The 23,775-nt window shown below is 62.3% G+C and carries 30 protein-coding genes; 25 read left to right on the top strand and 5 right to left on the bottom strand.

What is annotated here, in order from left to right; genetic code table 11:
* Nucleotides 1-32 precede the first annotated feature (32 nt).
* Complete coding sequence (locus tag QRN85_RS09580) at nt 33-1,133, bottom strand: saccharopine dehydrogenase family protein (protein ID WP_113100611.1); 1,101 nt, start codon at nt 1,131-1,133, stop codon at nt 33-35.
* A 122-nt stretch (nt 1,134-1,255) separates the two neighbouring features.
* Between QRN85_RS09580 and QRN85_RS09585 the strand changes: the two genes are divergently transcribed.
* Nucleotides 1,256-1,687: an Lrp/AsnC family transcriptional regulator gene (locus QRN85_RS09585; protein ID WP_113218051.1), complete on the top strand. Its 432-nt coding sequence runs from the start codon at nt 1,256-1,258 to the stop codon at nt 1,685-1,687.
* Nucleotides 1,688-1,702: 15 nt separating this feature from the next.
* Here the strand turns inward: QRN85_RS09585 and QRN85_RS09590 are convergent, their stop codons facing one another.
* Genes QRN85_RS09590 through QRN85_RS09600 form a run of 3 tightly spaced genes read right to left on the bottom strand, consistent with a single transcriptional unit; the run spans nt 1,703 to nt 4,136 of the window.
* Complete coding sequence (locus tag QRN85_RS09590; RefSeq protein WP_113218052.1) at nt 1,703-2,110, bottom strand: type II toxin-antitoxin system MqsA family antitoxin; 408 nt, start codon at nt 2,108-2,110, stop codon at nt 1,703-1,705.
* A 41-nt stretch (nt 2,111-2,151) separates the two neighbouring features.
* Nucleotides 2,152-2,415 (bottom strand): type II toxin-antitoxin system MqsR family toxin, encoded by a 264-nt coding sequence (locus QRN85_RS09595; protein WP_284757663.1) that lies wholly within the window; start codon nt 2,413-2,415, stop codon nt 2,152-2,154.
* A gap of 59 nt (nt 2,416-2,474) precedes the next feature.
* Entirely contained in the window at nt 2,475-4,136 is a 1,662-nt protein-coding gene (locus QRN85_RS09600) for an alpha/beta hydrolase (RefSeq protein ID WP_502870761.1), read from the bottom strand.
* A gap of 279 nt (nt 4,137-4,415) precedes the next feature.
* On the opposite strand from QRN85_RS09600, the gene QRN85_RS09605 reads away from it, so the two are divergent.
* The 4 genes from QRN85_RS09605 (at nt 4,416) to QRN85_RS09620 (ending at nt 7,715) form a co-directional block, all read left to right on the top strand.
* Nucleotides 4,416-4,952: a hypothetical protein gene (locus tag QRN85_RS09605; RefSeq protein ID WP_284757664.1), complete on the top strand. Its 537-nt coding sequence runs from the start codon at nt 4,416-4,418 to the stop codon at nt 4,950-4,952.
* A gap of 73 nt (nt 4,953-5,025) precedes the next feature.
* On the top strand, nt 5,026-6,288 hold the full coding sequence (locus tag QRN85_RS09610; protein WP_284758823.1) for a DNA-packaging protein: 1,263 nt from the start codon (nt 5,026-5,028) through the stop codon (nt 6,286-6,288).
* Nucleotides 6,289-6,704: 416 nt separating this feature from the next.
* On the top strand, nt 6,705-7,313 hold the full coding sequence (locus QRN85_RS09615) for a hypothetical protein (RefSeq protein WP_113100603.1): 609 nt from the start codon (nt 6,705-6,707) through the stop codon (nt 7,311-7,313).
* 93 nt (nt 7,314-7,406) lie between these two features.
* The gene (locus QRN85_RS09620; RefSeq protein ID WP_113100601.1) at nt 7,407-7,715 is read left to right on the top strand and encodes a Dabb family protein; all 309 of its coding nucleotides are present in this window, start codon (nt 7,407-7,409) and stop codon (nt 7,713-7,715) included.
* On the opposite strand, the gene QRN85_RS24505 is transcribed toward QRN85_RS09620, so the two are convergent.
* Nucleotides 7,619-7,936, bottom strand: coding sequence for a DUF6094 domain-containing protein (locus QRN85_RS24505; RefSeq protein WP_350225065.1), 318 nt, complete (start codon nt 7,934-7,936; stop codon nt 7,619-7,621). The genes QRN85_RS09620 and QRN85_RS24505 overlap by 97 nt on opposite strands.
* Between QRN85_RS24505 and QRN85_RS09625 the strand changes: the two genes are divergently transcribed.
* The 20 genes from QRN85_RS09625 to QRN85_RS09720 all read left to right on the top strand — a co-directional run bounded on the left by QRN85_RS09625 (nt 7,849) and on the right by QRN85_RS09720 (nt 23,673).
* Nucleotides 7,849-8,961, top strand: coding sequence for a phage portal protein (locus tag QRN85_RS09625; RefSeq protein WP_350225066.1), 1,113 nt, complete (start codon nt 7,849-7,851; stop codon nt 8,959-8,961). The genes QRN85_RS24505 and QRN85_RS09625 overlap by 88 nt on opposite strands.
* A gap of 155 nt (nt 8,962-9,116) precedes the next feature.
* A complete protein-coding gene (locus QRN85_RS09630) occupies nt 9,117-9,437 on the top strand; it encodes a DUF6107 family protein (protein ID WP_112961139.1) in 321 nt (106 codons plus the stop codon).
* 45 nt (nt 9,438-9,482) lie between these two features.
* Nucleotides 9,483-10,055 (top strand): HK97 family phage prohead protease, encoded by a 573-nt coding sequence (locus QRN85_RS09635; RefSeq protein ID WP_113100597.1) that lies wholly within the window; start codon nt 9,483-9,485, stop codon nt 10,053-10,055.
* 47 nt (nt 10,056-10,102) lie between these two features.
* On the top strand, nt 10,103-11,374 hold the full coding sequence (locus QRN85_RS09640; RefSeq protein WP_062586866.1) for a phage major capsid protein: 1,272 nt from the start codon (nt 10,103-10,105) through the stop codon (nt 11,372-11,374).
* Between the two features lie 104 nt (nt 11,375-11,478).
* A complete protein-coding gene (locus tag QRN85_RS09645) occupies nt 11,479-12,048 on the top strand; it encodes a head-tail connector protein (RefSeq protein WP_284757668.1) in 570 nt (189 codons plus the stop codon).
* A 3-nt stretch (nt 12,049-12,051) separates the two neighbouring features.
* Nucleotides 12,052-12,387, top strand: coding sequence for a phage head closure protein (locus QRN85_RS09650; protein WP_112961147.1), 336 nt, complete (start codon nt 12,052-12,054; stop codon nt 12,385-12,387).
* Nucleotides 12,384-12,785, top strand: a complete 402-nt coding sequence (locus QRN85_RS09655) for a DUF3168 domain-containing protein (protein ID WP_062586869.1) — start codon at nt 12,384-12,386, stop codon at nt 12,783-12,785. The genes QRN85_RS09650 and QRN85_RS09655 overlap by 4 nt, the downstream gene beginning before the upstream one ends.
* 46 nt (nt 12,786-12,831) lie before the next feature.
* Nucleotides 12,832-13,239 (top strand): phage major tail protein, TP901-1 family, encoded by a 408-nt coding sequence (locus QRN85_RS09660; protein WP_284757669.1) that lies wholly within the window; start codon nt 12,832-12,834, stop codon nt 13,237-13,239.
* A complete protein-coding gene (locus QRN85_RS09665; protein WP_062586871.1) occupies nt 13,239-13,601 on the top strand; it encodes a gene transfer agent family protein in 363 nt (120 codons plus the stop codon). The genes QRN85_RS09660 and QRN85_RS09665 overlap by 1 nt, the downstream gene beginning before the upstream one ends.
* The gene (locus QRN85_RS09670) at nt 13,601-13,819 is read left to right on the top strand and encodes a rcc01693 family protein (protein ID WP_112961162.1); all 219 of its coding nucleotides are present in this window, start codon (nt 13,601-13,603) and stop codon (nt 13,817-13,819) included. Before QRN85_RS09665 ends, QRN85_RS09670 begins: the two co-directional genes overlap by 1 nt.
* A gap of 96 nt (nt 13,820-13,915) precedes the next feature.
* Nucleotides 13,916-14,494 (top strand): phage tail tape measure protein, encoded by a 579-nt coding sequence (locus QRN85_RS09675; RefSeq protein WP_062587237.1) that lies wholly within the window; start codon nt 13,916-13,918, stop codon nt 14,492-14,494.
* 61 nt (nt 14,495-14,555) lie between these two features.
* Nucleotides 14,556-15,194, top strand: coding sequence for a DUF2460 domain-containing protein (locus QRN85_RS09680; RefSeq protein ID WP_284757672.1), 639 nt, complete (start codon nt 14,556-14,558; stop codon nt 15,192-15,194).
* Nucleotides 15,191-16,075 carry a phage/gene transfer agent baseplate hub protein gene (locus QRN85_RS09685; RefSeq protein WP_284757674.1) on the top strand — a complete coding sequence of 295 codons (885 nt, stop codon included), beginning with the start codon at nt 15,191-15,193 and terminating at the stop codon, nt 16,073-16,075. Before QRN85_RS09680 ends, QRN85_RS09685 begins: the two co-directional genes overlap by 4 nt.
* Nucleotides 16,072-16,503, top strand: a complete 432-nt coding sequence (locus QRN85_RS09690) for a C40 family peptidase (RefSeq protein ID WP_284757675.1) — start codon at nt 16,072-16,074, stop codon at nt 16,501-16,503. The genes QRN85_RS09685 and QRN85_RS09690 overlap by 4 nt, the downstream gene beginning before the upstream one ends.
* A 5-nt stretch (nt 16,504-16,508) precedes the next feature.
* The gene (locus QRN85_RS09695; RefSeq protein ID WP_284757678.1) at nt 16,509-20,312 is read left to right on the top strand and encodes a baseplate multidomain protein megatron; all 3,804 of its coding nucleotides are present in this window, start codon (nt 16,509-16,511) and stop codon (nt 20,310-20,312) included.
* 33 nt (nt 20,313-20,345) lie between these two features.
* Entirely contained in the window at nt 20,346-20,552 is a 207-nt protein-coding gene (locus QRN85_RS09700) for a hypothetical protein (protein ID WP_062586877.1), read from the top strand.
* A gap of 165 nt (nt 20,553-20,717) precedes the next feature.
* A complete protein-coding gene (locus QRN85_RS09705; RefSeq protein WP_062586878.1) occupies nt 20,718-20,984 on the top strand; it encodes a hypothetical protein in 267 nt (88 codons plus the stop codon).
* Between the two features lie 90 nt (nt 20,985-21,074).
* Entirely contained in the window at nt 21,075-21,746 is a 672-nt protein-coding gene (locus QRN85_RS09710; RefSeq protein ID WP_062587238.1) for a response regulator transcription factor, read from the top strand.
* Nucleotides 21,736-23,136, top strand: a complete 1,401-nt coding sequence (locus QRN85_RS09715) for an ATP-binding protein (RefSeq protein WP_062586879.1) — start codon at nt 21,736-21,738, stop codon at nt 23,134-23,136. The genes QRN85_RS09710 and QRN85_RS09715 overlap by 11 nt, the downstream gene beginning before the upstream one ends.
* Nucleotides 23,137-23,244: 108 nt before the next feature.
* On the top strand, nt 23,245-23,673 hold the full coding sequence (locus QRN85_RS09720; RefSeq protein WP_082469687.1) for an RT0821/Lpp0805 family surface protein: 429 nt from the start codon (nt 23,245-23,247) through the stop codon (nt 23,671-23,673).
* The last annotated feature ends 102 nt before the right edge of the window (nt 23,674-23,775 follow it).

Genomic DNA, 23,775 nt, shown 5'->3' on the forward strand with positions numbered 1-23,775 from the left:
GGTAAACCGCACCCTCAGGCACTGCTGGTAAATCAACCCACCTTCGCCAGGCTTTCCTTTGGCGCGTAATACTGGCCGAAGCGGTTGGCAAGGAAGTCCGCCAAGCCGATATCCTCCTGTTTGACAAAGCCTTTTTGCGGCAGCTTGTCCTGTGCCAGAAGGTCGAGGACCGTGGTGATGCCGGCGGCGGTGGTGATCTGGATTGCGCTCATCATGCGGCCAGAGACCGGTCCGGCATAGACCTTGTGGGCATAGGTTTCCTGCATGAAACGGCCATTCTTCGTGCCGCAGACGGTAACGAAGACGATGACGACATCCTGCATGGTGGCGGGCAGGGCGTTTTCGAACAGGTCTTTCAGCACATCGCGCCTGTTGCGCAGGTTGAGGTCGTTGAGCAGGGCCTTCATGATGGAAACGTGGCCGGGATAACGGATGGTGCGGTAGTTCATGGTGCGCACCTTGCCTTCCAGCGTGGCGGCAAGCGTGCCAAGGCCGCCCGAGGTGTTGAAGGCCTCATAGGTCATGCCGTCGAGCGAGAATTCCTCGCGTTCTTCGAGTGCAGGAACGGCGGTAAGGCGTCCCTCGACAATGGCTTCGCAGGGCTCGATATATTCGTTGATGAGCCCGTCCGTGCTCCATGTGAGGTTATAATTCAAGGCGTTGGACGGATACTGCGGAAGCGCGCCGACGCGCATCCGCACGCTGTCCAGCTTGTCGAAGCGGGCGGCAAGATCTGCGGCGACGATGGAAATGAAGCCGGGTGCAAGGCCGCATTGCGGGATGAGCGCGCATTCGGCGGTTTCGGCAAGTTTCTTGACCTTGCGGGTGGATTCGACGTCTTCGGTCAGGTCGAGATAATGCGTGCCGACGGCAACGGCTGCTTCGGCAATGCCGGCGGTGAGGTGGAAGGGTGCTGCCGACAGCACCGCGAACTTGTCCTTCAACAAAGCCTGCAGGCCAAGGCGATCGGTGATATCGACGATCTCTGTATCGATGCGCTCATGGCCTGGAATATTGGCAAGCTGGTCTGCGGAGCGGTCTGCAACGGTGACGCGGTAATCGCCGGTCACGGCCAGCATCCAAGCGATTGCAGAGCCGATATTGCCCGCGCCGATAATGACGATGTGTTTCATTTTTGTCCCCTCGCGATAATGCACTGAGGTACCATGATGCCGTCAATTCGCGTCGATTCGTAGCTTCACACTGTGCAGATTTACCCGTAAGATTGACCAGATCGCCAACAGGATTGTGCATTATGCCGATAAGCGAAAAAGACCGGGCGTTGCTGTCGCTGCTGGCCGAGAATGCGCGGATGCCGGTGGCTGAGCTGGCGCGCAGGCTTGGGCTTTCCCGCACCACCGTGCAGGCGCGTATCGAGCGGCTGGAGGCGGAAGGGGTGATTGCGGGCTATGGCATCAGGCTTTCCGACAGCTATCTTTCGGGGCTGGTGCGGGCACATGTGCTGATTACGATTGCGCCAAAGGCTTTGGCGGGCGTGACAGCCGCGCTTGCGGCAACCAAGGAGGTGACGACGCTGCATTCCGTAAGCGGCAGCTTCGACCTCATCGCCATCCTGACGGCACCGTCGATTGCGGATCTCGACCGGCTGATCGATGGAATCGGTGCGCTTGATGGTGTGGAGCGGACCCTGTCTTCGGTGATATTGTCGACACGGATCTCGCGGTGAGGTGGCGTGTCAGCGCTATGCCCGCTTAAGCTCCTCAAGTTCCTCCGGGTGCTTCTCCAGCACGCGGAAGAGATTTATGACGGCAGCCGTAGGCGTAACCTTGCCGGTTTCATAGCGCGAAAAGGCATTGTGCCCGCCACCGGTAATTTTCGATGCTTCCAACTGGTTCATTCCGAGCTTTTTACGGATGCGCCGTAACTCCTTACCCGTGGAACGGCGGGCTTCCAGCATGAGTGCATCACTTGCCTCGGCGTAGCGCTCGGCGCTTTCAGCATCAAACTCGATTTCGCCGCAGACCGGGCAGCGAAAGCCGGAAAGGCCTTCGATCTCGATCACCAGCCCATGATGTTCGATGCGGTGGGTTTCGTTTGAAAAGGCGCTCATCTTTGCGCCAGAATCGCAGCACATGCAGATATCACTCATGACTCCAACTCCTTGAATTGTATGACCAATGCTCCGTTCGTTCAGAGCGTCAGCTTGATATAGGCCCTGCCGCCGGGGGTATCCGCATGGTAGACATCCTGCCAAACAGTGGTGTCGCTGTGGGTCGTCATCGACTTATAGAGACACTTTGCATTGAGCCCGCAGATGACGTCGATCATTTCGCCAACCGTGAGTTCCATACGCCGCCCGCCATCGATTGCGGTCTTGGTGAATACTGCTGCGCGCCGTTCTTTTACGATGGCGATGATCGTCTTTAGATCATAATGGGCGAGCCGTTTTTCCATACTTCATATTACCCTTAAGGGGTAATTTTGCAAGATGGCGCCGTTGTGACGACTTGGCTTTATACCGGGTCCATACTGCCGCGCCTTGCCTTGAAGAACATCTTCAGGCGCTGGATTTCGGCGGGGCTCCAGCCCTGGGGCTGGGTCACTTCCAGCCATGCGTCTATGTAATGTTCGGGCGCATAGACGTGGCCGTAACCCATGGGGGCGGTGGTTGCGGCGGCGACATCCAGCAGCAATTGCAGGGAGGTGACGACCGGGAACCAGTGGAAGGATGAGGATACGTCACGGCCGCGCGGCTGCTGCATCCATTCCGGACGGCGATAGACCGACGATGTTTCGAAGAAGGTGACGGGATCGCTGGCATATTGCAGATAGACGATGCGCATGGGCCCCCAGGGCTTGTCCGGCATCTGGGCGCTGGAATACTGATCGGCAAAGCGGATGACCGAGGAATCCCGGAACTTCGGCAGCCAGTAGGGCGTGCCCGGAACACGCCCTGATGTGGCCATACGCCATGTGGGGCTGGAAAAGGGCGGGCCGCTCCAAAGCGCGCCCTCAAAGGGATCGGCCAGAACATCGTAAAGATCGGAGGATTTCTGGCTGTTGAGCGCGCCGAGGCTTAACCCATGCAGATAGAGCTTTGGACGGGTTTCCTTCGGCAGTGTCGTCCAGTAGCCGTAGATGGCTTCAAACAGGGCGCGGGCCGTTTCCACGCCGTAATCCGGCTCTGTCAGAAGGGCGATCCAGCTGGAGAGATAGGAATATTGAACGGCGACGCTGGCGACATCGCCTGAGTGGAGATATTCAATTGTATCAAGGGCTTCCGGGTCTATCCAGCCGGTGCCGGTGGGCACAACGACAAGCAGGGTGGAGCGCGCAAAACCGCCACTGCGCTTCAGCTCCTCCAGCGCCAGTGCGGCACGCTCTGCAGGCGTTTGCCCGGAGTTGAGACCCGCATAGACGCGGATCGGCTCCATGGCCGGGCGACCGGTAAAGGCGGAAATTTCGGCGCTGTGGGGGCCGGTTGCCACGAATTCACGCCCGCGCCGACCGAGCGATTCCCACGACATGAGCGAGGCTTCGCTGCCGGTTTTCATGGGGTCCGAAGGGCGGGGCACATCCGGCTCTATGAGGCTGTCCACCTGCTTTAACGAGCTGTCCAGGAAGCGCAGGCCGATATCCACCACAAGGCCGTTGAGAAGCAGTACCGCGATGACGCCAGCGGCGGCGATGCCGACGACATTGGCCAGACGGCGCGGCAGAAAACGGCGGCTGCGCAGGGCAAAAAGCCGCCGGACAATCTGGAACAGCCGCCCAAAGCCAATGAGAAGCCCGGCGACACCAACCGCAATGGCGCCGGTCTTTATGCGGTGGGCGCTGTCTAGCGGATCAAGCTCCATGAGGGCGCGGATGGAGTTCTGCCATGTTGCGGCCTGCCAGAGAAAGCCGATGGCGGCGACCAGGGCCGCAAGCGAGACGACGAAGAGAATGCCGCGCTTGTCATGCCGCGAGGGTTGCGGCAGGCCGAGATAGATGGCGACATGCTTTGCCAGAATGCCGATGAAGTAACCGATGGCGAAGGAAAAACCGCACAGCACACCCTGCATGACGAAGGTGCGCGGCAGCAGGGACGGTGTGAGCGACACGCAGAGCAGCACCGTGCCAAAGACGATCCCCGTGCTGGAAAGCGGCGTGACCAAGCGTCTGATCCATCTCAATATTTCTGTCCTTCGCCGTTGTTTAAGAGATCAGTGTAATATGCGGGAGAGAGGCGTGGAAGAAGTGCACGGAATAAATTTCGTCTATCATAGGAATTTAATCCTTGACGGCGTGACGGTCTTCGGGTAGTGTTCAGGTACAGTCGGAGAAGTGCGGATGGAGCGGGGGCTTTAGGACTTGTGATCCCTTCAGCCATGAACTTCAGGCCTCACCCTTAGCCGGATGTGAACGCGACGTAATGCATTTGCGGCTTCGTTGCGCTTAGGTGGAAGATAACCATGACATTGATGACGAGTGACGCGCTCTCGCTTTACGGCGAGTGGCCGCAAAGCCGTGTCTATGACGCGCGGCTGGTGGTGCTGGAGATGAAATCCGTGCCGCAGGAGCGACCAGCAGATATGCGGCCAGCCGGCTCCATTGACGGGCCGGACGGGTTGTGGCGGCTGCTGAACGAGATGACGGCGGAGATGCGCGAGCAGTTCCGCTTCTTTCGTGACTTGCGCGAAGGGGCGGATGGCGCGCTGGATGCGGCCATCGACGATGGGGCGGGGAAGACGGCGCGGGCCGATGTGAAGGCCGCGACCGACGCCATGTCGCTGATCGTGCGGACACTTGAGAAGATCGACACGCTGCAACGGCAACTGGCCCGCGACCGCGAGGTGGCTGCCGAGAGCGAAGCGGACAACCAGAGCTACGAAGAGGCTGTGGCCTTCTTCCAGAGGCGGATCGATGACCTCGTCGAACAGAAAGTGCGGGCAAGACTTGCCGATGCCGGTCTTTCGCCGGAGGGGCCGCAAGCTGACGGGCGAGAATGAGGCGGGACGGGCATTGCTGGCACGTCGCGGCAACGACGGCGCAGAGCTGCGCGCCCAAGAGATTGCAAAAGGCATGACGGAAGCGCTGGCCGAAAGACACAGGAAGCAGTTCGTGGCGCGGTTGAACCGCGACTGGCGGTTCGTTGGCAGCACGGCCCAGCAGCCGCCAGAGGGCGATTGGCGCAACTGGCTGCTGATTGGCGGGCGCGGCTCCGGCAAGACGAGGGCGGGGTCCGAGTGGGTGCATCTCATCGCATCGCATGGCGACCATTCCGAGCTGCGGATTGCGCTGGTGGCGGAAACGCTGGGAGATGCCCGCGAGGTGATGATCGATGGCGTCTCCGGCATCTGCCGCGTGGCGCGGTTCAGACGACCGGAATTCGAGCCATCGCGCCGCCGGTTGATCTGGCCAAACGGGGCGATGGCGCAGATCTTCTCGTCGGAAGACCCCGAAAGCCTGCGTGGCCCGCAATTCCACTTTGCCTGGTCTGACGAGCTGGCAAAGTGGCGCTATGCCCAGGAGACCTGGGACATGCTGCAATTCGGGCTGCGCCTGGGCGACAAGCCGCGCCAGCTGGTGACGACGACGCCAAGGCCGATACCGCTCTTGAAGGCGCTGATGGAAGACCCGGCCAGCCGGACGGTGCGGATGCGCACCACGGACAATGCCTCAAACCTCTCGCCGGGGTTCATCGACGCCATGATGAAACGCTATGGCGGAACGCGGCTGGGGCGGCAGGAGCTGGACGGCGAGATGATTGCCCAGCGGGACGACGCCCTGTGGAAGCTGGCCGATCTCGAAGCCATCTTCGACCCGGCGCCGCCGCCTGCACTGGCGCGGATTGTCGTGGCGGTGGACCCGCCAGCGGGAAGCGGCGAGGGCTCCTGCTGCGGGATCGTGGTGGCGGGTATCGGCATTGACGGGACGTTCCGGGTTCTTGCGGATTGCTCCGCCGAGGGCGCCACGCCTGCGGGTTGGGCGCGGGCGGTGGTGGCAGCGTTCCGGCGTTTCGAGGCGGACCGGGTGGTGGCGGAAGTCAACCAGGGCGGCGAAATGGTAAGCGCCATGCTGAAAAGCATCGACGCCAACCTGCCGATATCAATGGTGCGGGCCAGTCGCGGCAAGTTTACCCGCGCCGAGCCGGTGGCAGCGCTTTATGAGCAGGGCCGGGTGCGGCACGCGGGAAGGTTTCAGAAACTGGAGGAGCAGATGACCGACTTCGGCCCGGATGGGTTGTCTTCGCGAAAATCGCCCGACCGTCTGGATGCCCTTGTCTGGGCGCTGACGGCGCTGGCGATGGAGACGATGGCCGAGCCAAGAGTACGGGGAATGTAGTGCGGGGGATGTGAGGGCTGGAAACGAAAACGCCCGGGACGCTGTGTGGCGTCACGGGCGATTGTTCAGTCCGGACATGCTGCGGGCAGCATGTCGACTGCCTTACTTTTTCGTAGACTGGGCAGGCTTCTGCTGGGAGCCCATCTCACGCATTTGCCGCCATTCGCTTTCGATACGATCGTAGGTGGTCTGCGGAATAGTCGCTGTCATGGCATTCCTCCTTCGCGGGTTTGGCGCAGCTTTTGCGCGGTGTGAAACAGAGTAAGCGGGCGAAAGTTCCTTAATTCAAGGTAAAATATTCTCTTAAAACGGTTCGCACGAATTAAAATCGATTAGGATTTTTTCAAATCGATTTAGGTTGCAAAGAACCCCTGGGAAAAACGCTCATTTAGGAGCGTCATTTCGGAAAGGTGACAATGGTGATCGACAGGCAACGCTTTTTTGCGGAGATTCGCGACAACCCGTTTCCCGAAAGGTTGAGCGCACGCCAGGTGGAGGGGACCGAGCTTGTGCTCAACGAATTCGAAGCCCGCGCCCCCGGCGGCGACCTCAGGCAGCTGGCCTATATACTCGCCACGGCCTTTCACGAGACGGCGCAGACAATGCAGCCGGTGCGCGAAACACTAGCCGCCAGCGACGACGCGGCGATCCGCATTCTGGACCGTGCCTTTGCAACCGGAAGGCTGGGGCAGGTGCGGACACCCTATTGGCGGCGTGACGCAGACGGCAAAAGCTGGCTTGGCCGGGGGCTGGTGCAGCTGACGCACAAGCGCAACTACCAGACCATGTCCGATGTCATCGGCGTAGACCTCGTAGCACAGCCGGAACGGGCGCTGGAGCCGCAGGTTTCCGCCGCCATTCTCATCGAGGGAATGCTGCGCGGAAGTTTTACCGGGCGGCGCCTTTCGCAATATTTCGACGCCAGCCGCGCCGACTGGGAAGGTGCCAGGGCCATCATCAACGGCAATGACCGCGCCGCACTGCTGGCGGGATATGGCCGGGCTTTTCACGCCGCATTGACGTGATTGCAAGCCGCGACCGCAAGCCGCGCGGATTGCACCGGAGGCGGCGGGATGATAGGCGGTTGACGCTCACGCGTTCCCAAGACAGGTGTTTTGATGATCCGCCATATCGTTTTCTTTACCGTACCAGAGGCCAACCGCGACGCGGTGCGCAAGGGGCTTTCGGGGCTGACGGCCATCTCTCACGCGCAAAAGCTTGAGATTGGCGAGAATGTGAAGCGGGACCAGTGGGGCAATTCGGTCGATTTCATCGTCTATGGCGAATTCGAAAACGAAGAGGCGCTTGCCGCCTACAAGGCAGACCCGGCCTATGAACTGTCCACCAATACGGTAAAGCCCTTGCGGGAAACGCGCGTTGCCGCCGATTTCGACAGCGACAAAGCAACCAAGACGCCTATCCGGTAACACAAACAGGACCATGTGAAGCGACCCGTCACCCGTCTGCAGCCGCAGCACGGGCTAAAGGCGTTTGTTGAAGGATCATTCCATGAGATTTTCTCTTTCCCTGCCGTGGCGGCGCCCGGCGGAGCGTGATGCCGTGCCCGAAAGAAAGGCGGCGGGCGGTTTTCTGGCGCTGTCCGGCGACATGGGCCGGGCCCATTGGTCCGGGCGCAGCTATGCTGCACTGGCCCGCGAGGGCTTCATGCGCAACCCCGTTGCCCACCGTGCCGCCCGCATGGTTGCGGAAGCTGCGGCCTCCGTCAGCTGGCTGCTCTATGAGGGCGACAGGGAGATTGGCGAGCACGCATTGCTGCGCCTGCTTTCCCGCCCCAATGGCCATATGAGCGGGCCGGATTTTCTGGAGGCGCTTTACGGACACCTTATGCTCTCGGGCAGCGCATTCATCGAGCCACTTGTGGTCGACGACAGATTGCGGGAGCTGCATCTTCTGCGGCCAGACCGCATCAGCATTGTTGAAGGCGGCGATGGCTGGCCTGCGGCTTTCGACTATCGGGCCGAGGGGCGGGCGGTGCGGCGCATCGATGCCGACCGTGACGGGCTGGGCCTGCTGCATCTGAAACTGTTCAACCCGCTGAGCGACCATGAGGGATTTGCACCGCTTTCGGCGGCGGGGGCAGCGCTTGATCTGCACAATGCCGCCAGTATCTGGAACAAGCGGCTGCTCGACAATTCCGCCCGCCCTTCCGGTGCGCTGGTCTACCAGCCCAAGGAAGGCGGCAATCTCTCCGCCGACCAGTATGAGCGTTTGAAGCGCGAGCTTGAGGATGGCTATGCGGGCGCGGTGAATGCAGGCCGCCCGCTGCTTCTGGAAGGCGGGCTGGACTGGAAAAGCATGGGCCTTTCACCCAAGGACATGGATTTCATGGAAGCCAAGAACGGTGCGGCCCGCGACATTGCGCTGGCGCTGGGCGTGCCGCCGATGCTGCTGGGCATTCCCGGAGACAACACCTTCGCCAATTATCAGGAGGCCAACCGCGCATTCTACCGGCTGACGGTGCTTCCGCTGATCGGCCGGACCGCCGCAAGCTTCTCCGCCTGGTTCTCACCGCTGTTTGAAGGCGCGTTGCGGCTGGAGCCTGACCTCGACAAGATTGCCGGGCTTTCCGGCGAGCGCGATGCGCTGTGGGCAAGGGTAGGGGCTGCGGCGTTCTTGAGCGATGACGAGAAGCGCGAGGCCGTCGGTTACTAGGGCGCGTTGAATCAGTTTGTGAAGATGCGCAATCGATCTGTGAGGATTTCGCCCCAACCGATTCTGAAGATTCAAGGAAAAGCGCACAGCACGACTGCTGGCGTGTGGCGCGCTCGCTGCACAACCATGTTCACTCTAACCCGGAATGATTACCCATGTCTGAATTTGCCAATGAAGGCGGCATTTTGGCTGCGCGCTTTACCGGCGCGGTGGCGGGTGCCGGGGTTTCGCTGATCTATCTGCTGCCGCAAACCCACCGCGAAGCGGCCAGCCGGTTTCTGACCGGGCTGGCCTGCGGCATGATCTTCGGCGGGCCTGTGGGCCTGTGGATCATCAAGCGGCTGGAGATTACCGAGGGGCTTTCGGGGCAGGATATCATGCTGACCGGATCTGCTGCCGCCAGCCTTTGCGCCTGGTGGGGGCTTGGCGTGATGGCGCGCGTGGCCGAGCGTTACGCGGGCCGCCCCAAGCCCTGAGTTGAGCCGCCGCAAATCCCCTTAAAACATCGCAGGAGATTTTTCATGCACGCTTATCGCGGGCCACGCCCCGCCACGCGCAAATTTGCCAGCCTGGAGCTGCGCGGCATCGCCGGTGACGGCGTGTTTTCAGGTTACGCCAGCGTCTTCGGCGAGGTGGATCTGGGCCGCGACGTGATCGAGCCCGGCGCATTCCGCCGCTCGCTTGAAGAGCGCGGCGCGTCCGGCATCCGGATGCTTTACCAGCACGACCCCGCCCAGCCGATCGGCGCATGGCGCACCATTCGCGAAGACGAGCGCGGCCTGTTCGTCGAGGGTGTGCTGGCGCCTGAGGTTGCCAGAGCCAGGGAAGTTCACTCGCTGATGAAAACAGGCGCGCTGGACGGGCTTTCCATCGGCTTCCAGACCGTGCGTGCGGGCAAGGCCGCGCGTGGTGGCATTCGCCGCATTCTGGAAGCCGATCTCTGGGAAATTTCCGTCGTGACCTTTCCCATGCTGCCATCCGCGCGGGTTTCCAACGTCAAGCAGGCGCGGTTCTTCCGCGACCGGGAGACCGAGCTTGTACGCACGATGCGCCGAGCGGCCAAGAGCCTTGCCGACAGCAGCTTCCGGCGTTGAGCCGCCGCGCTCCTTTTCAACCATCCTTCACAACAGAGGAAGACCCCATGACAGAACAGACATTGGCCCATGCAAACCTGCAAGCCGTCGCACCGCAGATCAAGGCCGTGCCGGAAACGATGACGGCGGCTTTCGATGATTTCATGGAGGCTTTCGAGGCCTTCCGCGAAACCAATGATCAGCGGCTTGGCGACATCGAGCGCAAGATGACCAGCGACGTGCTGACCCGCGAAAAGCTTGACCGCATCGACAAGGCGCTGGATGAAAACAAGCAGGCGATGGACGAGCTTTCGCTGAAAAAGGCGCGTCCGGCGCTGGGCAGGCGCGGCGCGACATCGGCGCAGGCGGATGAACACAAGACGGCCTTCGAAGCCTATATCAGGCGCGGGGATGAGGGCGCGTTGCGCGAGCTGGAGGCCAAGGCCTTTGCCGGGAGCGCGGGTGCCGATGGCGGATTTCTGCTGCCGACGGAAACAGACAGCGAGATTGGCAAGCGCATGGCGGTGGTTTCGCCAATGCGTGCGCTGGCGACCGTGCGGCAGGTTTCCGGCGCGGTGCTGAAAAAGCCCTTTGCGCTGGCGGGTCTTTCCACCGGATGGGTGGCCGAGACCGCGGCGCGCCCGCAGACCAACACGCCGCAGCTTGCGGAAATGTCCTTCCCGACCATGGAGCTTTACGCCATGCCGGCGGCGACGCAGGGCCTGCTGGACGATTCCGCCGTCGATATCGAGGCATGGATTGCCGCCGAAGTGGACGTGGCCTTTGCCGAGCAGGAGGGAACCGCCTTCATTTCCGGCGATGGTGTGAACAAGCCGAAGGGCGTGCTGGCCTATGAAACGGTTGCCAATGCCTCCTATGCCTGGGGCAAGATCGGCTATCTCGCAACCGGTGCGGCGGGAGCCTTCGCCTCCACCGGGCCGCTGGATGTTCTGATCGACACGATCTATTCGCTGAAAGCCGGTCATCGCCAGAATGGCAGGTTCCTGATGAACCGCAAGACCCAGGCGAGCTTGCGTCGCTTCAAGGACACGACCGGCAATTACATCTGGCAGCCGCCAGCCTCTGCCGGTCAGGCTGCGGCGCTGATGGGCTTTCCGGTGGCGGAAGCCGAGGACATGCCGGATGTGGCGGCCAACAGCATGGCCATCGCCTTCGGTGATTTCCGTGCCGGATATCTTGTCGTTGACCGCACCGGCATCCGCATTCTGCGCGACCCCTATTCCGCCAAGCCCTATGTGCTGTTCTACACCACCAAGCGTGTGGGTGGCGGCGTGCAGAATTTCGAGGCGATAAAGCTGGTGAAATTCGCCGCAAGCTGACGCCTCCGCGCCAGCTTTCAACGCAGGCGGTGCGGCGCGACACTCCCGAAAGGGAGGGTCTGCAGCCGCACCGTCGCAATCGACAGGCTATTTCCGGAGAGATCATGACCTACGCCACACTGACCCCGCCGCAGGCGGAGCCGTTGACGCTTGCCCAGGTGAAAGAGCATTTGCGGCTCGATGGCAGCGATGAGGATGCGCTTCTGCTCTCGCTGATAAAGACGACGCGCGACCATCTGGAGCGCCAGACCGGGCTGTGCCTGACGCAGCAGAGCTTCCGCCTCTATCTGGACGCATGGCCCGATGGCGATGTGATTCAGATTGCCAAGGGGCCGGTGCAAACCATCGAAAAGATTCTGGTTTTCGACGATGCGGGTGACCCGACCGACATCAGCGGCATCGACCGGATGCTGGATGGCGAGGCGCGCCCGGCGCGGCTGTGGCTTCGCCAGCCACCTCTGCCGGGACAGCCGCTCAACGGGATCGAAATCGACTTTACCGCCGGTTTCGGACAGAGCGGTGTCGATGTGCCGGATACGCTCAAGCGCGCCATGCTGATCCACATCGCCCATATGTTTGCCTTTCGCGGAGCCGTTTCGCCCGCCGACCAGCCAGCGGGCGTGCCCGCAGGCTATGACCGGCTGATCGGGCCGTTCCGGCGCATGGGGCTGTGAGCCATGAACCTGACCTTTCTCGACCCGGGCAAGCTGACGGCGCGGCTGGAGCTTGAGGCACCCGAGGAAACGCCGGACGGGCAGGGCGGTGTGACGCCAGGGTGGCGTCAGCTGCGGCAGCTCTGGGCGGCAATTGAGCCTGTCTCTCAGACGTCTCTTGAGCGGGCATCCGCCGACGGCGTGACCATCACCCACCGGATCTGGGCAGCGTTTCGCACCGATATCGCCGCCGGGATGCGGTTGAAAAAGGGTGCGCGCATCTTTGCCGTCATCTCCGTGATCGATCCCGATGAGACCGGCCGCTTCATCGTCTGCCGGTGTGAGGAGGAAAGCCGATGAAGGCGGCAAATGCATTGCTTCAGGCCATTCACGCCCGGCTTGCCTCTGACGCGGCGCTGGTGGCGATGGTGGGAGACCGGGGCATCGTCGACCGGCTGCTGCCTAGGCCGGTTCTGCCCTGCGTGGTGTTTGGCGACATGGAAAGTCGCCAGCTTTCCGCCGACACGCCCCCGGGCGAGGAGCATCTGCTGACAATCGAGGTGTGGAGCGCCGCAGGCGGGCGAAAGATGGCGCAGGACATTGCCCTGCGGGTGCTGACCCTGCTGGACGATGCCCCGCTGGTGCTAAGTGGCAATATTGCCCTCGTCAGCCTGTTTTACCGCTCCAGCCGTTCGGTGCGGGAAACCAAATCGAAGCCGTTCCTGACCGAGATCCGCTTTCGGGCGATCACGGAATAGGCAGTGCTTCTTCAAGACCGACCAAGACCAAAAGAAAGGACAGGCCATGGGGGCGCAGAAGGGAAGAGACCTGCTGCTGAAGATCAACAATTCCGGGACATTCGTAACCATTGCGGGCCTGCGAACCAAACGGCTGGCATTCAACGCCGAGAGCGTGGACATAACCGATAGCGACAGCAGCGGGCGCTGGCGCGAATTGCTGGCCGGTGCCGGTATTCAGCGGGCCGGGGTGACGGGCTCGGGCATTTTCAAGGATCTGCAGAGCGACGAGCTGGTGCGCGCGCAGTTCTTCGCCGGGAATATTCCCGCATGGCAGATCATAATACCCGGCTTCGGCACGATTTCCGGCGCGTTCCAGATCACCGCGCTGGAATATTCCGCGCGCCATGACGGCGAGGTGCAGTTTGAAATCGCGCTGGAATCGGCTGGCGCGCTGACCTTTGGAGCGGCGTGATGGGGGCGGCAAATTTTGGACGCGCCAACCGCAGGCGCGGCGAGGTGGAAGCCATGCTGGATGGCGAGCGGCGCATATTGTGCCTGACGCTGGGAGCGCTGGCCGAGCTTGAGACGGCCTTTGCAGCCGACGACCTGACCGACCTGGCCGGCCGCTTTGCCAGCGGGCGCATGAAGGCAGCCGACATGATCCGCGTCATCGGGGCAGGGCTGCGTGGCGCCGGCAACCTGTTTAGCGACGACGAGGTGGCGGCCATGAGCATCGATGGTGGAATTGCCGGTTACGCAACGATCGTGGGAGACCTCCTGACCGCGACCTTTGCCGGAACCGGCACCGAGGGGCGGCAACACGCTTCCCCCTGATGGCCGCAGCGGGCCCAGACCAACGCCAGGACATCAAGCCCTTTCCCTGGGGGCAGGTGATCCATGCGGGGCTGAGCCTGCTGCGGCTTCCTCCAGCTGTCTTCTGGGCGCTGACACCAGTGGAATTCTTCGCCATGACCGGCGGGATGCGCCCGCACGCCACAACAATCGACCGGCCCGCGCTGGAAGGGCTGATGCGCCTGTTTCCGGATGGGTGAGCGCGGCGGGGGGCGTCTGTCCTTTCCTTCCGCCAGGCCAAAACGACCGCAATTTCAAGAGGCTGAACAGCCGCGTTGAATCAGAAAGGCAAGCCCATGGCAGATGACACGAATTTGGCCGACCAGCGGGATGATGCGGAGGCGCTTGTTTCTGTTATGGACGATCTGGAGCGGCGCTCGCAACGGTTCGGCTCTGCGCTGACCTCTGCCCTTCAATCCGCGACGGTGGGTGGAAAGGGGTTGGACAGCGTGTTGCAGGGGCTGGCGACGAAGTTGTCGAATATTGCCCTGAGCGCCGGGCTGAAGCCGCTGGAAAACATGCTGTCTTCTGCCGTCGGCAACCTGACATCAGGGGCCGGTTCTCTGTTTGCCTTCGCCAAGGGCGGCGTACCGGGGCGGGTGACGCCCTTTGCCGATGGCGGCGTCGTTTCCAGCCCGACCTTCTTCCCGATGGGAGGCGGCACGGGCCTTATGGGAGAGGCGGGCAGCGAGGCGATCCTGCCGCTCAAGCGCGGGGCAGACGGTTCGCTGGGCGTGGCGTCCTCAGGTGGCGGTGGCGGCACGCAGATCGTGTTCAATGTGACGGCCAGTGACGCGGCAAGTTTCCGCCGCAGCGAAGGGCAGATTTCCGCAATGCTGGCCCGCAGCGTGGGCCGGGGACAACGTGGCCTGTGAGCGAAAGACGGCGCGGCAGACCGTGACCGGAGCTACAAAATAAGATCAGGAATTCAAGCCTATGGCAGCATTTCATGAGGTGCGCTTTCCATTACGGTTGGCGCTGGGCACAAGCGGTGGTCCGGTGCGGCGGACCGATATCGTCAACCTTTCCAACGGGCGCGAGAACAGGAACCAGAGGTGGCGCAATTCCCGGCGCGCCTATGATGCGGGTTCAGGCGTGCGCTCCGTTACCGACCTCTATGCCGTCCTGTCCTTTTTCGAGGCGCGTGGCGGGCAGCTTTATGGCTTCCGGTTCCGCGATCCTGTCGATCACAGTTCCTGCCCGCCGCTAGCCACCCCCACGGCGATGGATCAGCGGATTGGGACGGGCGATGGTGTGACCGCTCGGTTTCAGCTGGTCAAGACCTATGACGACGCCGGTGGCGGCTGGACGCGCATTATTTCCAAGCCCGTGAGCGGCACGGTGGTCATCTCCGTCAATGGTTCGGCGGTTTCCGCCTCCGCCTTCACCACCGACCATGAGACGGGAATGGTGACCTTTGCCCAGGGGCAGGTGCCAGCCGCAGGCGCGGCCATTCGCGCCGGTTTCGACTTCGACGTGCCGGTGCGCTTCGACACGGATCGTATCGATGTCAGTCTCGCCAGTTTCGAGGCGGGGCGCATTCCTTCCATTCCACTGGTGGAGATATTGCCATGAAAACCGTGCCCGACGACCTCGCCGACCACTTGGCGGGCGAGGCGACGACGACCTGCCATTGCTGGAAGGTGACCCTGCGCGACGGCTCTGTGCTGGGATTTACCGAGCATGATACGGCGCTGACATTCGATGGCGTGACCTACCTTGCAGCAAGTGGCTTTCAGACCAGTGAAAGCGACAGCGAGACCGGCCTTTCGGCCAGCAGTGGCGAGGTGGCGGGCGGATTTTCCAGCGAGGCGATTTCCGAGGCGGACCTGTCGGCTGGCCGCTTCGACGGGGCGCGGGTGGAGCTCTACCTCGTCAACTGGAGCGACCCTGCGCAACATATGCTGTTGAAGGTGCGAGAAATTGGCGAGGTGACGCGTGCAGGCGGTTCCTTTACCGCCGAGTTGCGCAGCCTTGCCCACCGGCTGAGCCAGCCGCAGGGCCGCGTTTACGCAAGACGCTGCGATGCCGCACTTGGCGACGCCCGCTGCCGGGCTGACCTGAGGGCGTTTCAGGCAACGGGAACCGTGGTGTCCGTGGATGCTGCGGGGCGGATCGCCGTTTTTGGACTTGGCGGATTTGCGGAAGGCTTTTTCCGGCAGGGCAAGCTGGTCTTTGCGGGCGGGGCAAATGCCGGGCGCGGATTTGATCTCGACGATCACGCGTTAAAGGACGGGGTGGCGATATTGAGCTTCTGGCTGCCGCTGGAAACACCGCCGAAACCGGGGGACGCCTTCCAGGTGACGGCGGGATGCGACAAGAGCTTTTCCACCTGCAAGACGAAGTTTTCCAATCATCTCAACTTCAGGGGTTGTCCGCATATGCCGGGGGCGGATTTCGCCTACTCCTATGTCACGAGCCGCACGCAACATGACGGCGGAGCACTTTTCCAATGAGCGCGACCGGTGAGAAGGTTTTGGCGCTGGCCGAAGGCTGGATCGGCACGCCCTACAGACATCAGGCAAGCCTGAAGGGCGTGGGTTGCGATTGCCTTGGGCTGATACGCGGCATCTGGCGCGAGCTTTACGGAGACGAGCCGGAACTGCCGCCACCCTATGCGCGCGACTGGGCCGAACGCAGCGGCGAGGACCGGCTGATGGCCGCGGCCATCCGACATTTCCAGCCAGTCGAGGCGGCGAGTGCGCAACCGGGCGACATGCTGCTGTTTCGCTGGCGGGCAGATTATGCGGCCAAGCATGTGGGCATTCTGGCGGATGCCGATCATTTCATTCACGCCTATGAAACCGCGCAGGTGCTGCGCTCGGCACTGGTGCCTGCGTGGCGCAGGCGCATTGCCGGTATTTTCCGTTTTCCCGAGAGGTAGGCCGCATGGCAACCCTAGTTTTTCAGGCGGCGGGCGCTGCCATCGGCAGCATTTTCGGTCCTGTCGGCGCAATGATTGGCCGTGCGGCAGGGGCGCTGGCGGGCGGTGCCGTGGACAACGCGCTTCTGTCTTCATCGAGGACGGTGACGGGTTCGCGGCTTTCCACCGCCCGCCTTCCCGGCGCGGACGAGGGTGCTGCGATTGCGCGTGCCTATGGAACGGTGCGGGTTGGCGGCACGCTGATCTGGGCCACACGTTTCGAGGAAAGCGTGACGCGCGAACGGCAGGGCGGCAAGAGCAGCAGCAGTAGCAGCAGCACGACGGTGGAGACCTTCCAGTATTTCGCCAATATTGCCGTGGGCCTGTGCGAAGGCGAGGCTGCGATGGTGCGGCGGGTGTGGGCGGACGGGCAGGAGCTGGACATAACCGGCATCGAAATGCGCTTCTACCCCGGCAGCGAGACGCAGCTGCCCGATCCGCTGATCGAGGCACGGCAGGGGGCGGGCAATGCGCCCGCCTATCGCGGCCTGTCCTATGTCGTGTTCGAGCGGCTGCCGCTGGACAGTTTCGGCAACCGTATTCCGCTGCTTCACTTCGAGGTTCTGCGGCCCATCGGCAAGCTTGAGGGGCAGATCAAGGCGGTGACGGTGATACCCGCTGCGACCGAGCACGGCTATGCCACCATTGCGGTTTCCGAGCGGTCGGGGGCGGGCGAAAGCCGCATCCTCAACCGTCACACGCTTTCGGCTGCGACCGACTGGCAGGCCTCCATCGACGAATTGCAGGCGCTGTGCCCTAACCTTGAAAGCGTGGCGCTGGTGGTGTCGTGGTTCGGCACCGACATGCGCGCAGGCGATTGCCGGATTTTGCCCGGTGTGGAGGTTTCCTATCGCGACCGGGAAAGCGCCCGATGGTCCGTTGCCGGCATGACGCGCAGCAAGGTGAGGCTGGTCAGCCGCAGGGATGGCGGCCCGGCCTATGGCGGCACGCCCAGCGATGCCAGCGTGTTGCAGGCAATTGCAGACCTCAAGGCACGCGGCCTGAAAGTGTGCCTCTACCCCTTCGTGATGATGGATGTGCCTGAAGACAATGGGCTTGCCGACCCATACGGCAAGCCGCAGCAGGACGCCTATGGCTGGCGCGGCAACATAACCTGCCATCCGGCGGCGGGGCGGCCCGGCAGCGTTGACCGCACCGCAACGGCACGAACCCAGATTTCCGACTTCTGCAACCGGGCCGACGGATATCGCCGCATGGTGCTGCATTATGCGGCGCTGGCGGCACAGGCGGGCGGGGTGGACGCGTTTCTGATCGGCTCCGAATTGCGCGGATTGACGCGGGTGCGCGACGAGGCAAACGCCTTTCCCTTCGTGGAAGAGCTGGTGCGACTGGCGGGCGATGTGCGCGCCATCGTGGGTGGTTCGACCAGACTGACCTATGCCGCCGACTGGAGCGAATATTTCGGCTATCACCCGGCAGACGGCACGGGCGATGTGTTCTTCAATCTGGATGCGCTGTGGGCAAGCCCGAATATCGATGCTGTCGGGATCGACAATTACATGCCCCTGTCCGACTGGCGTGATGAGGACATGCTGGGCGCAAACCCTGACGGTCTTGTCGGGCCTGATGATGCGGCGGGCTTTGCCCGCAACATCGAGGCTGGCGAGGGGTTCGACTGGTACTATGGCAGCGACGCAGAGCGGGCGAGCCGGACGCGCAGTCCCATCTCCGACGGGTTGAAGGGCAAGCACTGGATCTTTCGCAACAAGGATTTGCGTGGCTGGTGGCAGAACCGGCACTATGACCGTATTGGCGGAGAAGAGCGCACCACACCCAGCGCATGGATGCCGGGCATGAAGCCCATCTGGTTTACCGAGCTTGGCTGCCCGGCCATCGACAAGGGGGCGAACCGCCCGAATGCCTTCATCGATCCGAAATCTTCCGAGAGCGGTTATCCGCATTTTTCCAGCCGGATGCGCGCCGACAGCCAGCAAAGGCGCTTTCTGGAGGCGCATCACGACCACTGGTCCGGGCCCTTGCCACCGGCGGGGATGGTGGATGCAGGCAGGATTTTCGTCTGGACCTGGGATGCCAGACCCTATCCGGCATTCCCGCAGGATGGTGCCACCTGGAGTGACGGCGCAAACTGGCGCACCGGCCATTGGCTGAACGGCAGGCTGGGGGCAACGACGCTGGCAGACCTGATCGCCCGCGTACTGCGCGAGCACGGCTTTGAGGATTTCGACGTTTCCGCCGTCAGCGGAGACGTAACGGGCCATGTGCAGGCCGATGTGACCTCTGCCCGCAGCTTGCTTGAACCGCTGTTAGAGGCCTTTCAGGTGGATGTCATCGAAGATGGCGCGACGTTGCGTTTCGTGTCGCGCGGTCGTGCTGTGGCGAAAACCAAGGTTGTTTCCGCCTTCGCCGATGTCGAGGACACCGCGCTGTGGAGCGAGGTACGGGGGCATGACAGCGATTTTGCCGCCGAGGCGGTGCTGACGGCGTACAACCCGTCGCTGGACTATGAGACGGCAAGCGTACGATCCCGGCGAATCGACCATGCCGGAAACCGCGTATTGCGATATGATCTGGGCGCGGTGCTGCCGCAGGAGACCACGCAAAGCCTTGTGGAAGACCTGTTGCGCGACAACCGTCTGGCGCGGCGCAGCATACGCTTCTCGATTTCGCCAGCCGAAATCGCTCTGGATCCCGGCGACTGCGTGGAACTGGAGGGCGGGCCGACCGGTCGGTTTCTGGTTCGCCGGATCGAGGATGGCGATGTGCGGCGGATCGAGGCGCGGGAATTTTCGCCGGCTTCGATCACGATTGCTTCCGATGTGGAAGCGCCGCGCAAGAACGCGCTGAGCGGTGCTTCCAGTGGCTTCGATCCCGATCTCGTGCTGATGGACCTGCCGCGCTACGAGGTGGGTGAGGCGCAGACATTTGCAAGGGCTGCGGCCTTTGCCAAACCCTGGCGGCGCATGGCGCTTTCGGCCTCTGGTGCAAGCGAAGGATATCAGGCCAGAGCCGTGCTCGACCAACCCGCCAGAATAGGTGCGCTGGCGAGTGCCCTGCCTTTCGGTTTTTCCGGTCGTTTCAACAGCTTCGACGCGATCGATGTGACGCTGCCTTATGGCGATCTGTCATCGGCGGCCGACATTGCCGTGTTGAACGGTGCAAACCGCATTGCCATCAGAAGCGCAAGCGGAGCCTGGGAAATTGCCGCCTTCGCCAGTGCGCAGGAAGTGGAGCCCGGGCACTGGAGACTGACCCGGTTGCTGCGGGGGCTGGCGGGCACCGAGGATGCCATGGCGGCGGGCGCTGGCGAAGGCAGTGAGGTTGTGGTGCTGGACGCAGGCGTGGTTGCTATGGGTCTGCGCATCGACGAGCGCGGCCTGCAACTCAACTGGATACTGGAGGCAGCAGGTGCGCAGGTATCGCAGATCGGCCCCTTTGCCTTTGCCGGGGGAATGCGGGCCGAAACGCCCTTGGCCCCGGTGCATCTGCGCGGTGTGCGAACAGAGGCGGGCATCCAGCTGACCTGGGTGCGGCGCGGGCGCGTGGATGCCGATGGCTGGGATGCTGCCGATATTCCACTGGACGAGGTAAGCGAGCGTTACCGCGTCGAGGTGCTCTCGGGCAGCATCGTGAGACGCAGCATGGAGGTGAGCGAGGCCGCCTGCCTTTATGGGGCCAATCACGAAATGGCCGATTTCGGTGTCGCCCAGAGCGTTCTTTCTGTCCGGGTGCGCCAGCTTGGGCGGGCGGTGCCGCTTGGCATTGCCGCGCGTGCGGACATTCCAGTTTGATCTTCCCGATACCATCAAGCGAAAGGAAAAACGATGGACAATATGAAATCCTGGTACCAGTCGAAGACCGTCTGGGGTGCGCTGATTGCGGTGCTGGCACCGCTGTTGCATGTGGTGGGGTTGAACCTGCCGACCGGTATTGAAGAGGAGCTTGCGGAAGGGCTGGTCACCGTTGCCGGTGGCGTGGGCGGACTGGTTGCGCTCTATGGACGCCTCAGCGCAAACAGCATCATCCGGTAACGCAGGGCGCACACATGGCGGTGCGCATCTTGCGTGCTGCCATGTGTATCGGTCTTCGGCGTAGGGTCCGCCCCACATTCATTTGCCATTCAGACGCTTTGCGATACATATTCAACCAGAGTTCGTTTCGACGTGCATCCCGATTGGTCTGTGGAAGTTTGTGTAATGGCATCACCTCTCATCATAGCGACGCTTGCAGCCGGTCTGGCCGGTTTTCCTGCGCCGCAGGCTGATGGGCAGACGCAAAGCGGTGGCGCGCTGCGTTACGTGGCAAGCGATTGTACCTCTGCGGTCTCCCGCGTGGTGCGGGAAACGGGCGGCCAGCTTCTTTCCGTATATCCCTCCAATGATGGCCAGAATTGCGTCGTGACCGTGCTGGTTCAGGGCAATGGCGAACGGCCCCGTAAGGTAACGATGCGCGTGCCCATGTAGGCGTCGCCATTCCGCAAATTCTCATGTAAACATGATCTGGAATGACCATCGCACTGCAGAAGCGATGGATGGAATGAAAAGGGACTGATGATGCGCATTCTCGTGGTCGAGGACGATACCAACCTCAATCGACAGCTGACCGACGCGTTGAAAGAAGCGGGTTATGTGGTCGATCAGGCCTTCGACGGCGAAGAGGGGCATTATCTCGGCGATACCGAGCCCTATGACGCCATCGTGCTCGACATCGGCCTGCCGCAGATGGACGGCATTACCGTTGTGGAGAAATGGCGCGCCAGCGGCAAGGCCATGCCGGTTCTCATTCTGACTGCCCGCGACCGCTGGAGCGACAAGGTTGCCGGTATCGATGCGGGCGCCGACGACTATGTGACCAAGCCGTTCCATGTGGAAGAAGTGCTGGCGCGCGTGCGCGCGCTGATCCGCCGTGCCGCGGGCCATGCATCCTCCGAAATCGTCTGCGGTCCGGTGCGGCTCGACACCAAATCCTCAAAGGCGACCGTCAACGGCGCGACGCTGAAGCTGACCTCGCACGAGTTTCGTCTGCTCTCCTACCTCATGCACCATATGGGGGAGGTCGTTTCCCGCACCGAGCTGGTCGAGCATATGTATGATCAGGATTTCGATCGCGATTCCAACACCATCGAGGTTTTTGTCGGACGTTTGCGCAAGAAGCTCGGCGTCGATCTGATCGAGACCATTCGCGGTCTCGGCTACCGGATGCAAGCGCCAGCAGATGCGAAGTAATTCACTCACCGCTCGCGTTCTGCTGCTGGCGTCGGCATGGTCCGCGCTGGCACTGGTGGTGATTGCGGTGGTGATTTCGACACTTTACAGACAGGGCGTGGAGCGAAGCTTTACCGACCTTCTGCGCGCACAGCTCTACAACGTCATCAATTCCATTACCGTTTCCAACGAAAACACGCTTGCCGGAAGCCCGCAGCTGGGCGATCTGAGATTCTCGCAGCCCGATACCGGCTGGTACTGGGTGGTGGAGCCGCTGGGCAATTTTCAGACCGCGCCGCTGGTTTCGTCCTCGCTTGGCGTTGCGACGCTGCCGGTTCCGGGCATTCTGGATGTGCCCTTCGACAACCGCTATGAGCGCTATTACGTTGTCACCGACGAGGCGGGCAACCGCGTGCAGGTGGCAGAAACCGAAGTCGTGCTGGACGGCGAGGGCAGGGCGGCGCGATTTCGTGTGACCGGCAATCTCAATGTTGTCGAAGACGATGTGCGCGATTTTTCCAACAGCCTTTATCTGGCGCTGGCCGTGTTCGGGCTGGGAAGTCTTGTCGTCAATGGTCTGGCGATTCTCTACAGCTTGCGACCGCTGGACCAGGCGCGCGTGGCGCTGGGCAAGATACGCGGCGGCGATGCCGAGAGGCTGGAGGGTGACTTCCCGCGCGAAATCCAGCCGCTGGCAACCGAGATCAATGCGCTTATCGAAAGCAACCGCAGGCTTGTGGAGCGGGCGCGGATGCAGGTGGGCAATCTGGCCCATTCGTTGAAGACGCCCATTGCCGTGTTGCTGAACGAGGCCCGCACCCTGGATACGCATCACGGAGATCTGGTGCGCGGACAGGTGGATGCGATGCAGGCGCAGGTGCAGTCCTATCTTTCCCGCGCCCGTATTGCGGCGCAGCGCGGCTCTATCCTTGCGCGTGCCGAGGCCGAACCGGCGCTGGAGCGGCTGGTGCGCGTGATGCGCCGCCTCAACCCCGACAAGACATTCGAACTGGACATGCACCAGCCTGCAACCGTGCTGGCGATGGAGCAGCAGGATCTGGAAGAGGCGGTGGGCAATCTGCTTGAAAACGCCGCGCGTTTTGCAACGACAAAGGTGGTTGTGACGGTGATGCCGGGCACGCATCCGTCTTCCGACCCGGATGTTACCCGCAGGTTCTGGGTAACGCTTCTGGTGGAGGATGACGGGCCGGGACTGGAGCCGGAGCAGATTACCGAAGCGATGAAGCGCGGCAGACGACTGGACGAGAGCCGCCCGGGAACCGGGCTTGGCCTGTCCATCGTCAGCGAGGTGGTTTCTGAGTACCACGGCACCTTTGCCATGTCGCGCAGTGCCCTTGGCGGGCTGAAAGCCGAATTGCTGCTGCCGGGGCTTTCGAAAGAGCTTGCATGACGGCCAAAAACTGGCAAGACATTTCCTGATGAATGACCGCGCCAGGATGGCGCGTTGATAAGGAGTGTATTCTTGGTTGACGTGATGGGCAAAGCCGGATTTGCCGGGATGAACTCCAGTTTTATGCGCCCTGCCGTGCTGTCGCTGATCTGCCTTTCGGTTCTCAGCTCCTGCACGAGCTCAAACACCCGCACCGCCGGTGGCGGCTTGCTGGGGCGCAGCGGCGCGTCTGCAACACCCTATATTTCCGCGCTCCAGGGCGGTATCGTCGGACGCAGTGGGCTGCAGATGGACCGGAGCGATTTCAACAAGGCGCTGGAAGCAGAATACAAGGCACTGGAGACAGCGCCGGGCGGGCAGGCTGTGGTCTGGGGAAGCGGCGATACGCGCGGCGAAGTCATCGCCAACGCGCCCTACCAGGTGGGCAACCAGAATTGTCGCCAATATACCCACAGTCTGACGGTGGACGGCAAGCCGGCCAAGGTGCGCGGCGCGGCCTGTCGCAACACAGACGGAACATGGACGCCGCTGACCTGAGCCTCCTTGACGTATGTCAAGGCAAGCCGGGGCCGCGTCGTTCACAACGCTTGAACATGGGCAGGATGTGCCGAAGCTTTGGCGTGTAAGCGACGCCGCTTG

It is taken from the genome of Agrobacterium sp. fls2-241-TYG-188a (assembly GCF_030209845.1).